General features: G+C 37.7%; 6 protein-coding genes. 1 reads left to right on the forward strand and 5 read right to left on the reverse strand.

Going from position 1 to position 15,900, the window contains the following annotated elements; translation table 11 throughout:
* Positions 1 to 420 precede the first annotated feature (420 nt).
* A complete protein-coding gene (locus P278_RS10920; RefSeq protein WP_082436142.1) occupies positions 421 to 2,457 on the forward strand; it encodes a thioredoxin domain-containing protein in 2,037 nt (678 codons plus the stop codon).
* Here the strand turns inward: P278_RS10920 and P278_RS10925 are convergent.
* From P278_RS10925 to P278_RS10945, 5 genes are all read right to left on the reverse strand, one after another.
* Positions 2,414 to 5,743, reverse strand: a complete 3,330-nt coding sequence (locus P278_RS10925; RefSeq protein WP_038266601.1) for a VCBS repeat-containing protein — start codon at positions 5,741 to 5,743, stop codon at positions 2,414 to 2,416. The two genes, P278_RS10920 and P278_RS10925, sit on opposite strands and share 44 nt — an antisense overlap.
* An 83-nt stretch (positions 5,744 to 5,826) precedes the next feature.
* Positions 5,827 to 7,314 (reverse strand): SusD/RagB family nutrient-binding outer membrane lipoprotein, encoded by a 1,488-nt coding sequence (locus P278_RS10930; protein WP_051413569.1) that lies wholly within the window; start codon positions 7,312 to 7,314, stop codon positions 5,827 to 5,829.
* 13 nt (positions 7,315 to 7,327) lie between these two features.
* On the reverse strand, positions 7,328 to 10,438 hold the full coding sequence (locus P278_RS10935; protein WP_038266603.1) for a SusC/RagA family TonB-linked outer membrane protein: 3,111 nt from the start codon (positions 10,436 to 10,438) through the stop codon (positions 7,328 to 7,330).
* Between the two features lie 235 nt (positions 10,439 to 10,673).
* The gene (locus tag P278_RS10940) at positions 10,674 to 12,257 is read right to left on the reverse strand and encodes a SusD/RagB family nutrient-binding outer membrane lipoprotein (protein WP_038266605.1); all 1,584 of its coding nucleotides are present in this window, start codon (positions 12,255 to 12,257) and stop codon (positions 10,674 to 10,676) included.
* A 34-nt stretch (positions 12,258 to 12,291) separates the two neighbouring features.
* Complete coding sequence (locus P278_RS10945) at positions 12,292 to 15,606, reverse strand: SusC/RagA family TonB-linked outer membrane protein (RefSeq protein WP_038266607.1); 3,315 nt, start codon at positions 15,604 to 15,606, stop codon at positions 12,292 to 12,294.
* Between the last annotated feature and the right edge of the window lie 294 nt (positions 15,607 to 15,900).

A 15,900-nucleotide genomic window follows, 5' to 3' on the forward strand; every position in this document is an offset into this window, starting at 1 on the left:
GTGTTCTCATAAATACCTGCCTCCTGGTAACTTATATCTTTTAGGTTCCTTAACTGTTCTTCAGCAATCATGATTACTTATTTTTATATTTTATTGGATATTGGCTTATTACTCCATATAATAGTGCAAGATAATTTATTTCAATCCCTTATATAAATCTTTGACACATCTTTCACAAAACGCGTTCCTTTTATTAAATAAACTTATTTTCAGAAGTATCTTCTCAGATTTTAAAGCCTATTATTATGGAGCTACTAATTTCCTAAACTATCACAGCAATTTTTAAATAATTCGACCAACAACCAAGGCCAAAAGCTAAAAAACATTACCTTTAGAACAATGTGTATTTTGCACAATTCACGCTATGAATACGACACTATAAAGATACATATAAAAGATGTACTTTCTTAATGCAAACCTATGAGGCACCACCTATTCATTATATACCTGACTTTTTTATGCACCATAACTATTAATGGTCAAAATTCAAATCATTTAAAAAATTCAACCAGCCCCTATTTGCTTGCACATAAAAACAATCCTGTCGATTGGTATCCATGGGGTAATAAGGCTTTAGAAAAGGCAAAAAAAGAGAACAAACTAATCGTAATAAGTATTGGTTATTCGGCCTGTCACTGGTGCCATGTAATGGAGAAGGAATCCTTTTCAAGCGAAGAGGTAGCCCAGGAAATGAATGCTAATTTTGTTTCGATTAAAGTTGACAGGGAAGAGCGTCAAGATATTGATAACATCTACATGGAAGCCTGTCGCCTATTAAGTGAAGATTGCGGATGGCCTCTGAACATTATTGCGTTACCTGATGGAAAACCGATATACGCCACCACCTATCAAAACAAAAACAACTGGATAAAAATTTTAAAATTTGCCTCAGAAAACTATCAGCTCAACCCAAATGGTTTCGAAAATCAAGGTGCATTGATTCAAAATGAATTAGCCAAACAATCGTCCCCAAATGGCGAAATAGCCTCTGCAACCAGCAAAAATGTAGTATCTATTGGCATTAAACAATGGCTAGAAGATTTTGACCCCATTAATGGCGGCTACAAGGGGACTGAAAAATTCCCTTTACCACAAAGCTTCAATAGTCTTTTAGATTATTACTATTATGCTAAGGATTCGAATGTTTTGAATAAGGTTACACTTACCTTAAATGCCATGATGAATGGAGGCATATACGACCATCTTGAAGGTGGTTTTTCCAGATATAGTACGGATCCCGAGTGGAGATTCCCCCATTTTGAAAAAATGTTATACGATAATGCGCAATTGGTCCATCTTTACTCCAAGGCTTATCAGATAACCAAGGACGAACGTTATAAAAAGGTGGTTTACCAGACTATTGATTTCTTATTGAATCAAATGACCACAGAAGAGGGCTTATTTATTTCTTCGTTGAATGCTGATTCAGAAGAGGAAGAAGGGACTTATTACACCTGGACCTACGATGAACTGCAAAAGGTTTTAGGAGCAGACTTCACAAACTTTAATAAAGTTTTTGCGGTTACGAAAAACGGTAATTGGAATGACGGCAAGAACATCCTGTATTTAGAAAAGGATGTCGGTGGACTTGATGAAAAAAGACTGCAGGAGTCCTTAGAGAAACTTAGAACATATCGATCCGAAAGGAAGTCGCCAACAAGAGATGAAAAAGTCTTAACCGACTGGAATGCATTGACCATTTCTGCATTGGTAAAGGCCTACAGAGTTTTTAATGAAAAAGAGTGGTTACGCATAGCAATCCAAACGACAGAATTACTACAGAAAAGGGTTTATGAGACAAATTCCTTAAAGCACAGCTACCTTAACGGAAAAGCCACTATCGATGGCTTTTTGAATGATTACAGCTTTTTAGCAGCTGCTTATTTAGACCTTTACGAGGCTACTTTCAACATAAAGTGGATTGATGCAACCCAAAAACTTATACATCTGTATACCCTTAATTTTGAACGAGACCCATCTCAGTTATCTTATTTTAAACCAAAAACCACCGAAGCGCTTTTTGCTAAAAAAATCTTTTTAAGAGACGATGTGGTGCCTTCCGGAAATGCGGTTATGTGTACCAATTACTATAGACTGGGAATTTATCTGGATCGAGCAGACTACAAGGAGGTTTATAAAAATATGCTCACCCCTGCCTCTAATGACTTCACAAAGAATCATCGTTTTTATGCCTCATGGCTCAAACCCATTTTATGGCATATAACACCGCCTTACCAGGTAGCAATCACAGGTGATCAGTCAATTACTACCAGAACACTTCTGGATAATCAGTTCTTGCCTAATGTGATTTTAACAGGGAGTACAGCAGATGAAAATCTCCCTATATTAAAAGGGAAATTATCACCTGGCCATACTGTAATTTATGTTTGTAAAGATGGTTATTGCAAGCTTCCTACTTCGAACGTTGATGTTGCTTTAAATCAGATTTCGAATTAAACTTAAACACTTGTAGTATATCATTATTATTGGCAATTAACACCCAGCCCTTATCTTCGATGAATTTCATCTTTTTTGCATCACCACGGGTGAAAAACCCACTATTGGTATTTGATACAAATTCAAAACCTCCCTTTCCATCACCTAACAATAAGCCTCCTGTTCCCGCATCATTTCTCGTAGTCTCTATTTCAGAAACAAATAAATTTCCGGTGAACAATACATCCAGATTACCGTCGTCATTAAAGTCGTCAATCAACATATCATTAATGCTTGAAAGCTGCGACATATTAGGCAATGCTTTAAAGGCATATTCACCATTGCCTAAATTCTCTATATAAACGGAAGCAAAAGTATCTGCTTTGTAATGTAACGCCTTTTCCAGATTGTCCTCACCATAAACTTCCTCAAGCTCTAAAGATGCAAAAACATCATATTTTTTAAAGGTCTTTTTCAGACTAGGCACCTGCTGGGAGGAACACGAAAATCCCCTTAAGGGATAATGTTTATTTTCCTGATAGTACCCTAAAACAATATCATTTGAACCGTTATTATCAAAGTCATGATAATACACATCGAATGGATTTTCAGGCGAGGTTTTATACTTGTAATTAAGACCAATATTCCCCACTATAAAATCACTATCTCCGTCATTATCGAAATCTCCTTTTTCTATACTGAACCACCAACCCGTAGTTTCTGAAAGGCCTGGCACTTCTTTTTTAACCAAGGTTCCTTCTACATTTTGAAAAAATGTAACGGGCATCCATTCTCCTACAACAATAAGGTCTACCCATCCATCTTTATTAAAATCATCCCAAATGGCATCGGTAATCATTCCAATGTTTTCCATTTCTGATGCAAGTTTCCTGGTTTTATTCACCAACTTGCCATTATCATTTATCAAAAGCATGGAAGATGTTGGTTCAGGGTATTTCCTGGCTTTTAATCTTCCTCCAACAAAGAGATCCAGATCGCCATCATTGTCTACATCCTGAGCTTTGACAATACTTCCACTGATATTATCTAGGTTTTGGATCTTCATCTTATTAAACTTTCCAGATCCATCATTTATATAAAACCTGTCGGCATAGGACTCACTTTTATCTTCAAACTCATTCCCACCACTGACCACATACAGGTCGAGGAACCCATCGTTATTTACATCTATAAACGCTGCATCAACATCTTCGTACATGGCCTCCTTATTCCATAAATCTACATCTGACTTTACAAACCGGTCACCATTTTGAATATAAAGTGACGCCGGTAGTCCTGCTGCACCGCCAATAAATAAATCTACTTTATCATCATTGTTTACATCACCTACCGCCAAAGAAGGGCCAAACTGAGACATTTTATGAGGTAACAACACCTGATAATCAAAATCGTTAAATTCATTTTCTCTATGAAAATGATTGAGGCTTATTTCGGGGGTTATATCTTCAAATAGTAATTCCTGATCTCTATTTTTTGATTGCTCTCTTTTCTTTTTCGCATCCTCTAATAGCAAATCAAGTTGCTGATTTACTTTCACATCTTCAAGAACACTCACTTTATCATTTGGCCAAATGACTTTAATCTCATCAATTTGGGTTACCTCTCCCACTCCGAAATGAACAGTTTCTTCACTTGTAGAGTAGATTCCCCGAACATTTGTGGTTTCAAAATACTGCTTTTGTGATCCGGTTGTTATTTCTATGCGGGTTCCAAGTGTTGGGATATTATTTTTTGAATTTAATTGTAGTCGAATGTAATTATTTGATCGACTATTGTTTCTGTAAACAAATGCTTTTGAATTTACATTATTTACTATCAGATCCAGATCTCCATCATTATCAAAATCGGCATAAGCCGCACCATTAGAGAATGAGTTTTGGTCAAGCCCCCAGAGGCTGCTAACATCTTCAAAATTCAGATCTCCATCATTTTTAAATGCATAATTAGGGATGGGTTGCGAAGGAATAATAGAAAGTGTCTTTTCGAGATCCAATATATCCCATATACTGACTTCTCCTCCATTAGGATTATCTGCCACCCATTTATTGGCTGTTTCCATTACATATGCACCTACTTTCTTATCGGCATCCGTATTCCTGATATCTCGAAGCAATCCGTTGGTTATATACACATCTTTTAAACCATCATTATCAAAATCGGCGATCAGGTTTGCCCAACTCCAATCTGTGGTGGCCATATTGGTAAGCTGAGCCACATCACTATAGGTTCCATTCCCATTATTAAGATGGAAATTATTAAACATATACTGATAGTGCCCTCCATTGTTAACCACGTTCCAGAATGACTGAGGATTCATCCCACTCATATTCGCTTTCAGGCGAAAGTTATCTTCTGCAACCATATCAACCACAAAAACATCTAAGTTTCCATCATTATTGATATCGCCGGCGTCAACTCCCATACTGTAGAAAGACATATGATTCAATGCGGTATTGGCCACATTTGTAAAGGTTCCGTCCTTGTTATTCATAAATATAAAATCGGGGGCATAGAAGTCGTTTGCCACATACAAATCTGTCCAGCCATCATTATTTAAATCTGAGGCCGAAACAGCATTTGGAAATCCTGTTAATCCTACATTAGCCTCTTTGGACACATCGACAAAGCTACCTTTTCCTGTGTTTTTATATAAAACTAAATGATATTCCGGCTTTAGTAATGTAGTGCCAAAATATTCAGAATAGCTTCCTGGATTGGGGGGTTGGGTTAATAAGAAAAGATCTAAAAACCCATCTTTATTGTAATCTAAAAAAGTAGCATGTCTTGTTCGTTGCTTATTTGCAATTCCATACTTCTCTGCAGACTCGGTAAATGTTGCATCACCGTTATTAACATACAAAAGGTTTCTTCGCAATTCAGGTTGATGATCATAAAGTTCTCTACTCACATAAATATCCTTATAGCCATCATTATTTATATCGACGATTGTTACTCCAGTAGACCAACCACCATCGTTAATTAAATTCGCTTTTTTAGTTATATTCTCAAATTTAAATTGGCCTTTATTAATATAGAGTTCATCTTCAACCATGTTCCCGGCGAAATAAACATCCATGAGACCATCATTATTAAAATCAGCAACTCCTACTCCTGCACCGCCATAAAAGTTTGCATATAGTAAAACATTTTTTTCTCTATCATCTACAATCGTATTTTCAAAATGGATACCGGTTTCATCTGCATTCAATTTAGAGAAAAGTTTATTTTCCTGAGACCAGGAACTTAAACAAGAAAAAACCCAAAGAACAGCAATTATATTTCTCATAAAAAACGGTTTCATTATAAGCCAAATAAAGGAGAGTCTCCTCTCCTTTATTCAAGCTAAAATTACATTAAAAGCTATACTTATTACTCCACATCCCACCACACACGGGTAGTTAAAAGATCTGGACCTTGAGCTGCAACCGCAGCATCGTAATTCTCTTTATTAATACTTTGCTCACTGGTTGAGTAGGTAAGTCTTCTAGGGATGGTACCATTGGTTACGTTACCCGGATAATTAACAGGTGTTAAGTTTGGTAATCCTGATCTTCTCCAATTCGCAAAGGCCTCATATTCATTTAAGAACGTTGCCGCCCAGTATTGCGTATTAATTTGCTCTAAAGCATTTGCAGGATCGAATGGGTATGCAGCTAAATAGGTATCGATATCAGCATCATCGATGATTGCCGCTTCTCCATAAAGTTCAAGCATTTTCATAGCTGCTCTCACTCCAGCATTGTAGTGAGGTGCAGGATCTCCACCTGCTAAGCCCCATCGCTCTGCTGCTTCAGCTAACATAAACTCAACTTCAGCATAAGTCTGAAAAAACATAGGAGCATCTTCTCCTGTGATGATATTTCGGTTAGGCTCAGCATATAAATCTGTATTTTCCTCACCAGTCATTTCTTCAAGCATATTAAGATCCAGTCCGTTTGGAAGTCCTTTAAGATCTGCAGGAGCCGTACTGTTATCACTTCTACGTGCTGCCAAGATTGGTAGTCTAGGATCATCTTGTAATACAGCAATGAATGTATCACTCATTCTCATGCTTGCATCTGCGGTAAACACCTCTCCGTTTCCATTTCTATTGATTCCTTCAGGTCCTGGTGTATGTTGAATATATGCGATATCTGCATTCGACTCCATTACACCACCAGCAATCGCTTTGGTCACCCATTGTTGAGAAGCCGCCGGATCTACTTTTATCAATCTAAATCCTAAACGCATCATCATAGAATAACCAAATCTTCTCCATTTACCCTGATCACCCTGAAACATAATATCTGCTGCACCAAATCCTGAAGTTCCATCTCCAAGGGCTGCAGTAGCCTCTTCAAGTTCTTTCAGCATATCAGCATATATTTCACTTTGGGCGTCATATTTAGGTGTCAATATTCCATCTATTACCGCTTTACCTGCTTCGCTATAAGGCACATCTCCGTAAAGATCGGTTAACCTGTGATAAATGAAAACTCTCATAATTCTAGTGATGGATTTCATTTCTTCAGGCAGCCCTTCTTCGTCGATCTGCACAAGCATATCTTCTACAGTTTTAACTGCATTTCCGTATATTCTATCAATCATGGAAGAGGCATATCCCTGGTTCCATGTGTATTTATCTCCTGACCAATAGCCGGCTGTAGTGGCAAAATGCTGCATCATGGTCGAGCAATAAATTAAATTAGCTCTCCAGTTCTCATAACGTTCACCCGAGGTATAAAGTTGGGTAGACGTAAGCTTATTCTGCACATTTACCTGATTCGGCTTTGTAGGATCAACATTGAGTTCATCAAACCCCTGATCGCACGCACTTAAAACGACAGCAATGAGGAGTATATATATTGACTTTTTCATAATTAGTTTCATTTTAAAATTTAACATTTAAATTAAGTCCATAACTTCTTGTCGCTGGAAGTCCAAAGTATTCCAATCCCTGAGCGTTTCCTACATTATAAGCGCTCTCCGGATCTATATTATCAATTGATCTGTTTATATAAAATAAGTTCTGTGCAATAAGTGAAATACTTGCATTTTGAATGAAAGTCTTATCTAACAAACTACCAGGGAAACTATAGCTCAAGCTAAGTTGTCTGAACTTAATGTAGTCTGCATCGTCAACAAATTCTTCAGCTATTCCACTAATTCTACCATAATAGGTTTGTAGATTTTCAGGAGCTACAGTTAATTCGAAAGGCTGATTTGTTTCTCCATCAATTCCTGAAACGGTTAATCCGTTTTCACGACCTTCTAAAGTAGCTTTGTGTAAACCATTTCCATAAGTAACTGCGTTAGTACCTGAAAAAGTCTGACCTCCGAACTTCGCATCAATAAGGAAGTTTAAGCTAAAGTCTTTATAGGTAAAAGTGTTTGTCCAACCTAATACCCAAGGTGGCACCCCTTCTCCTAAGATTTTACGCTCTCCTATTTGCGCCAATGGAATTCCATCATCGGTAACATCATAAACGATATTTCCGCTATCATCTCTTACATAAGAAACACCATAGATAACACCATAAGGCTGACCAACGATGTGCTTAATTTCAACATTTCTTGTTCGCGGTTCACCTAAACTAATATCTGTACCATCTTCATTGGTAGATAAAATAGTACCTTCATTGAAAGTGGCATTTACACTGGTTGACCATCTAAAGTCTTCCGTTCTTACAGGAACACCGGTAACAAGCATCTCCACCCCTTTATTTTCTATTTCCCCTAAATTACTTAATGCCGTTGCATATCCTGAGAAAACAGATGCTGTAGCCGGAACAATATCATTTAAGGTTTTATTTTGGTAGTAAGCCAAATCGAACTTAAGTCTGTTTGAGAACAAACGAACATCAAGACCTACCTCAAATTCTTTTTTACGATACGGTAATAGACCTGGGTTAGGCACTGAGTTCCCGTTAATTGCTCCAAGTGGTTGCCCCTGGTGACCCTGACCAAAAATCTGATATGTTAAAGCTAAGCCATAAGGATCTTGCGCACCACCTGACACTTCAGAATAACCACCTCTTAATTTTAAGAAGTTAATAGTCTCAGGCATATCAAATGCTTCTGAAAGGATAAAACTCGCATTCACTGATGGATAGAAATCGTTATTCGGTGTATCTTTACCAGGGTATGACAAGGTTGAGAACCAGTCATTTCTTCCGGTAAAGGTTAAATAAGCCATATCCGCATAAGAAACTTCCACTGAACCGTATAATGATCCGATTTTACGCTCGCCATAGGATCTGCTACGCGATTGGTTTTCTGTATTACCAACATCTTCCAATCCAGGAACAATAAAGCGTGCACCTCTTTGACCAAGGTTCTCCTGAGTCACATGGTTACTGTTTGCTCCAACGAAAGCCGTCGTACTAAATTTATCCGTTATATCTTTTTCGATACCTAAGATCAGATCCGCATCTACTTGCGTATAGCGTATTTCATTTTCATTAATAGCCCCTAAAGGAATATAAGCAGTACCCCAAGGCTCTACTGAAGTTCTTCTAATCGTGTAGTGGTCTACCCCGGCACGACCGCTTATGTACATCCAGTCTAAAATATCATATCTTATAGAAGAGGAAGCAATCAATCGATTCTGAACATCCTCGTTTCTAAAGTTGTAAGCAGCCCAATAAGGGTTTTGCGAAAATGTATTACTTGAGTATGCTCTTTCGGTTCCATCCGGATTTTCTCCCGGATCCATAAATCTTACGTCAACATTCGGCGATAAGTTTGCCACGGTGAAGTTAGCATTACCAGGCGCATCAGATAATCGCGCTCTGTTATGCACATTTTCTATAATATATTTGGCATTCACCTGTGTTGTTAATTTCTCATTCAACACGGCTCCTGCATTAATAGAAAAAGACTTTCTGTTTAAATCTGCATTTGGAATAATATCATCACTGTCTAAGTTTGAAGCAGAAAATCTATAGTTCATATTTTCGTTAGCATTGGTCATAGCCACAGTATTGATCATAGTTGACCCTGTTCTATAGAAGTGATCAACATTACTTCCTACATAAGAATAAGGTCTTTCAACCCCATCCCACTGAACTACATCAGTACCATCTAAACGAGCACCCCAAGAGCTTAGTCCTAAATCAAAAGCTTCCGCTTCATTAGCAGGCTTTCTACCTTGAGTACCTTGTCCGTATTGTCTTTGAAAATCTTGTAAAGAAGTATCCACGGTATCGAAAGTAACCTGGCTACTGATCTCTACTCCAAAACCTTCTTGTTGCTTACCAGATTTTGTAGTTACCACAATCACCCCGTTCGCAGCTCTGGATCCGTAAAGAGCGGAAGCAGCACCCCCTTTTAATACACTCACAGATTCTATATCATCAGGGTTCAAACTAGAGATACCATCTCCACCATCAGAACCACCCCAAAGCCCTGCGGCTCCGTTATTTTCGTTACTAATGGTTACACCATCAACAACGTATAAAGGCTGGTTGTTCCCTGTTAATGAACTGGCACCCCTGATCACTACTCTACTTGATCCGGCAGCACCTGTAGCATTTTGGGTAATATTCACCCCAGCTACTTTACCTTGTAAGGCATTAATTGCATTTGTTTGTTTAATTGTAGATAACTCTTCACCTCCAACTTCAGTTAATGAATAACCTAAGGCCTTCTGTTCTTTTTGAATACCCAAGGCAGTCACCACAACTTCTCCAAGTTGTTCAGCACTTTCTTTCAGGGAAACATTAATACTTGTCATCCCTTGAACTGCAACTTCTTTAGAAGTATATCCAATTATGGAAAATACTAAAACACCATTATCAGGAATATTACTAATATTAAAATTCCCGTCAAAATCGGTTGATGTACCATTACTGGTACCTTTTAAGATCACATTTACTCCAGGCAACGGTGAACCGTCATCTGCATCTGTAACTGTTCCAGTAACAGTCTTCGTTTGTGCTAAGATCGCTTGTGAACACAACGCAAACACAAACACCATTAAAGGCAGTAGTTTTTTACACATAGATTTGAAATTTAAGTTAGTTGTTGATTAATTTATGACTTTTTCTTAAAAAAACCATACTAAATGTTAGTATTAAGTTAAATTTTAAGAAAATATTTCGACAAACAACAACTAGCAAAAGTCAAATAACATGAAATCAGAACCAACCATCCTTTACAGGAATTGAAAAAAAAGGCCCCATTCGGGGCCTTCAAACACAATAAAAAACTATATAAACTAACTAAATGAGAACTTACTAGTTAACATCCCAGAATATTTTTGTCGTTAAATTATCTGATGCGCTAACCTGGTTATAATTTTCAGTATTGTATATACGTTCACCACTTGGATATATCCATCTCATTGGAGGTAAAGTTTGTGGATTTGCCTGGTCTGCCTGGAATTCTAATTCAGGTAAGTCCATTCTTCTTAACTCCGACCAGTTCTCTACAGACTGTACTACATTGAAGTGAATCCACTTTTGCTCTCCGATCAATCCTAGTTTTTCAGCTCCTGTAGTAGCAGCATCCCAACTTACACCCGGACTCATCAGGTATGCCGAAATCTCAGCTTCATCTGTTGGCATTAGCTCACCAGCAGCATTATCTGCACTCAGACTATTTAACCAATAATAGAATTCTATAGATTGTCTAATCCCAGTTTCGTATGCGGTTTTTGCCATGGCGTCATTCCCCTGACCAAGGTAATACTCTGACACAAGAAAACTCACTTGAGAGGCATTCATCAAAACTCCAGGGAAATAATCATTTCTACTTAAGGTTGTACGATTATAGATGGCCAACTCTCCACTACTAACCGCTGCTTCCTGCTCAGAAGCCGTCAATAAAGGATCTAATCCATTATAAACGCCACCTGCAGATTCACCCGGCTCGAACATTGCTCTCAATCTCGGGTCAGCATTGGTATTCATATGATCCATCATGGCTTTACTTGCCAGGTTACCGTCCCAATCTTCTAATCCAGTTTCAAAACCTTGAGAGTTAATTGGTGTATCTAGGTTTGTAACCTCTATCTGAATATTATCATCATTACTTTCTATGATCGGATAAGACCCTGGGTTATTTAGGATGGAAGCAATTTCCGAATCTGCCCTTGACTCAAATGAGGACACACCTGAAACCCTTGTAAGCATTCTTAATCTCAATGAGTTACAATACTTCTTCCATAAATCAAGGTCACCTCCATTTAGAAAATCCTGATTGTTAAATAATACTGCAGTTCCGGAATCAAAGCTGATATTATTTAATTCATCAGCAAAAGTTTTCAAATTATCCAGCATCATTGTATACAGATCTTCTGCATTATCATAAGGAGCTAAAGACCCTATATAATCTCCACCATTCTGGCTTAACATTCCTGCCTCATTAAATGGTATATCTCCATGTAAATCAACCACCTTCTGTGTATGATCATACAAATAGATAGTCGCAGTTAACATGAACACTCTATATTTATTTTGTTCTTCAGGAGTTAGCTCATCATAAACCTTTTCTAATTCCCTGTACTGAGCTAACATATTATAGTAGTTATCCCATCTTCTGGCAATACCAGCTTCTCCAGGCACATATTGATTGGTAGCATTCACCCAACCTACGGCCTGATTGTATCTTGTTAGTGTTGTTCTCAACACAATAAAGTAATTAGGATAGGAAGGCAACACGTAATCCTTGTTGGTTACCATAAACCCAGCAAACTGTTTATCTACAGTAGTTTCCGCGATCTTAGAAGGACTTGAGTAGTCATCACTAAAATCGGATTCTTGACAACCGGTAAACAGCAATGCTCCGGCCATTATAATAGGTATATATATTTTTTTCATTTTAAAATTTTTTGATATTAACAACCTAATCAAATTACAAACTTGCACGTATCATCATCCCGAAAGTTCTTGTAGAAGGATTGGTACCTAAATTGTTTACAGACTGGAACCATCTTGAACCAGCTGTTGTCTGCTCAGCATCTAAATGATCTAAAGTTCTATACAGGTAAAACAGGTTTCTTCCGAAAACAGATAATTGAATATTTTGGAATCCTATTTTCTCTGCAGCTTCTCTAGGTATCTGATACTTTAACGAAAGCTCACGCATTTTGAAATATGTATTTTCTTTCACATACAACTCATATCTTGTATTCGGGCTATACTGTGGCCCACCCCAGTTATAAACAGTCCAGTAATACTCAGGGTTTGAAGTGATATAATCGTTCGTTGATCCATCATCCTTAACACCATCTAATACAATACCATTATCATATACAGTTTCCCCGTTAGGACCCTGTGTCGCATCTGTAAGATGTCTGTCACCGGCAGCATCCTGATACCAGCTTAAACCTCCATGTTCAGCATCCATATAATTTAAACTTTCTTCTGTTAATCCTCTACCAATCATCCAGTTGATTGCTGTTGGCATTACGTGTCCTCCAATTCTATAATCTACCATGGCGTCTAATGAGAATCCTTTATAAGAGAAGGAGTTAAAAACACCCCCCACTGCTTTTGGCATGGCATTACCCACTTTTATATATTCATTTGGATCAACTCTATACAATCCATTCGGATCTACTATTCTTCTACCTTGATCGTCAGTTGCTACAGGGTGCACATAAAAGTCTCCCATTGGCTCACCAACTTTAGACACTAACTTGGCTGCATCACCATCCCAGTTGGTATGTTGTAATTCATCAAGACCTGGCGCTAACTTTTCAATTGTATTCCAGTTTTTCGCATAATTCACTCTTACATCCCAGGTAAAGTCACCATCTATAGGTGTTACATTTAAGCCAACCTCTAAACCTTTATTTCTTAAGGTACCAATATTAGTCAATACAGAATTAGCTCCTGATGTAGACGGTAAGGTTAATGGTAAAATCTGATCTTTAATCTGGGCATTATAGTAAGACACATCTAATCCGATTTTACTATCGAACATTCTTGTTTCAAAACCAAATTCAAATTCATGCTTCTCTTCAGGTCTGATTCCATCATTCCCCTGTGACATTGGAAGCTGAGTATAAAGAATTGCTCCTCCACCTTGAGAACCTAGTGTATTCTGCGTGTAAGCCTGATTAGCTCTGTAAATATCAGGGTAATTACCTACAATACCCCAAGAACCTCTTAATTTACCGTAGTTGATAAAGTCCGGCATTTCAAAAGCATCGGAAAAAACGAAACTTGAATTAACTGAAGGGTACGTAAATGCATTATTATCAGGGTGCATTGTTGAAGTTCTATCACGTCTAACCGTACCTTCTACAAATAAAAATCCTTTATAGCTGAAGTTTGCCGTACCGATTAATGCATCCTTAGTAATATTGAATCGATCACTCCCTGAATTCGGAGTATTTGTCGAGGCTGCCACATCAAACCAGTTCTCTACACTTAAACCTCCATTGGTTGCTCTTCTCACCATGGTACGCTCTTGTTTAGTAGCATTGTAACCAGCCATTAAAGACATCTCTAAATCAGGGGTTAACTCTTTCGTATATGTCAATAACACATCTCCATAAACGATCTTATTGATATCATTTGTTAAAATAAACGCTCCTGACGGACCATAAACCAAAGGTCTTGTAGTTGCACGACTGTCTTCAGTTCTCATCGAAGTGAAATCTGTTGAAATTCTACCTCTTAACTGTAAGCCTTTTGTAATATCCCAATAGTTGGTAAGATTTGCGATTACACGATCACTTTTTTCTTCTAACTGATGTCTGTTCACTCTCCATAAGTAATCTAACACAGCACTCTTATATCCAGGATAAATAATATTTTCATCCGGCGTTAAACTTTGATTGTTCCCTGTTACAAAACGATATCCTAAACTGGTCTGATAGTGGTCTAAATACCAATCTGCGTTATCGAATCTCGACATCATCCCACCGAAGTTATTCGTTAGACGGTCTATTGAATAAGGTCTGTTATTAACAGTTTGATTGATATAATTTATAGTAATATCTGTTTTAAACTTTTCTGCCCAATCAAAAGAGGTGTTTAAATTGAAAATATTCTTATCATTTTCAGAGTTCAAACTCACTCCTTCCAAATCCTGACGGGTATATGAAAAACGTGTATTCGACTTTTCAGTAACATTGGTAATTGCAATGTTATAAATATTGTTATTAGCGGTCTGGAACAATCCTTCATATGCATTTGTTTGTGCATTGTAAGGACGTACTTCACCATCCCATGATAACGTTGGCTGTCCATCGAACTTTGGCCCGAAGTTTAACGTTGTTCCGATAAGACCTCTGGTTTCATTAGTACCATCCCCATCAAGGTCGTAGTATACAAATCCATCTGCATCCTGACCAGCATCCGAAAGATAGGTAGGATACCCAGGACCTCTTACGTTTTGATACTTTGGCAAATAAGCTACTTCATCAAAACTTGTAGACACACTAAAGTTAACGCCAAGACCTCTGCCTTTCCCTTTTTTAGTGGTAATTAAAACCACCCCATTCACTGCTTCAGAACCATATAATGCAGCTGCAGAAGCTCCTTTTAAAATCGAAATATTATCGATGTCTTCCGGGTTAATATCCAACAATCCATTTCCTCTAAGTCGTTGATCACCCCAGTAATTACCGTTATTCACTTCTCCATCACGAATTGGCACCCCATCTAATACGATTAGCGGTTGACTTCTACCCGTGATCGAGTTAATACCTCTAATCTGAATATTCACCGGACTGGTTGAACCACCAGGTCCCTGAGAAATTCTTACCCCGGTTGCTTTACCATATAAAGCTGTACCGAAGTTGGGAGTTGCAGTTTCAACAAGTTCTTCAGAATCGATAGTAGAAGTAGCATATCCCAAGGACTTTTTCTCTCTTGAAATACCTAATGAAGTAACTACTACTGCATCTAATTGCTGAGTATCTTCTGCCAGCGAAACATTTACGGTTGTTTTTCCAGATGCGGTAACCTCCTGAGTTGCGAATCCAACATAGGAGAAAACCAATACGGCATCAGCTCCTACGTTAATGGTATAATTACCATCAAAATCGGTTGAAGTACCATTACTTGTCCCCTTTACCATAACCGTTACTCCCGGTAACGGCGAACCATCCATTTCACTGGTGACCTTACCAGTGACAGTTTTACTTTGCGCCAATACTGCCTGACTACACATCAACAGCACAAACACCAAACTCGATAGTATCCTTTTATACATACATTTAAAGTTTAAGTTAGTTAGTATTATTTTTGGTTAATCCTTAATAATTTGACATAAATGTTATGAATCTGTTAAATAATTAAAAAGAATTTCGACAGGCAACATAGGGCACTCGCCCAAAGTATGTATTTTAACTACGAAGAAGCTTTAATTTTGGTCCAAACGCCCAAATTAGGATAGAAAATTATCAAAACGATAATGAAATTCATAAAAAAGAGAATAATTTCTAAAATATGACAGAATATCGTAAGAAAAGACAGAATATACCACAAAAAAAAAGGCCCCTGCAGG

It is taken from the genome of Zhouia amylolytica AD3, from assembly GCF_000511935.2.
GTDB lineage: Bacteria > Bacteroidota > Bacteroidia > Flavobacteriales > Flavobacteriaceae > Zhouia > Zhouia amylolytica.

What these genes read in the sequence shown, in the direction of transcription:
- P278_RS10935 (WP_038266603.1), bottom strand. Translation starts at nt 10,438, where the DNA reads ATGTGTAAAAAACTACTGCCTTTAATGGTGTTTGTGTTTGCGTTGTGT.
- P278_RS10920 (WP_082436142.1), top strand. Translation starts at nt 421, where the DNA reads ATGAGGCACCACCTATTCATTATATACCTGACTTTTTTATGCACCATA.
- P278_RS10945 (WP_038266607.1), bottom strand. Translation starts at nt 15,606, where the DNA reads ATGTATAAAAGGATACTATCGAGTTTGGTGTTTGTGCTGTTGATGTGT.
- P278_RS10930 (WP_051413569.1), bottom strand. Translation starts at nt 7,314, where the DNA reads ATGAAAAAGTCAATATATATACTCCTCATTGCTGTCGTTTTAAGTGCG.
- P278_RS10940 (WP_038266605.1), bottom strand. Translation starts at nt 12,257, where the DNA reads ATGAAAAAAATATATATACCTATTATAATGGCCGGAGCATTGCTGTTT.
- P278_RS10925 (WP_038266601.1), bottom strand. Translation starts at nt 5,743, where the DNA reads ATGAGAAATATAATTGCTGTTCTTTGGGTTTTTTCTTGTTTAAGTTCC.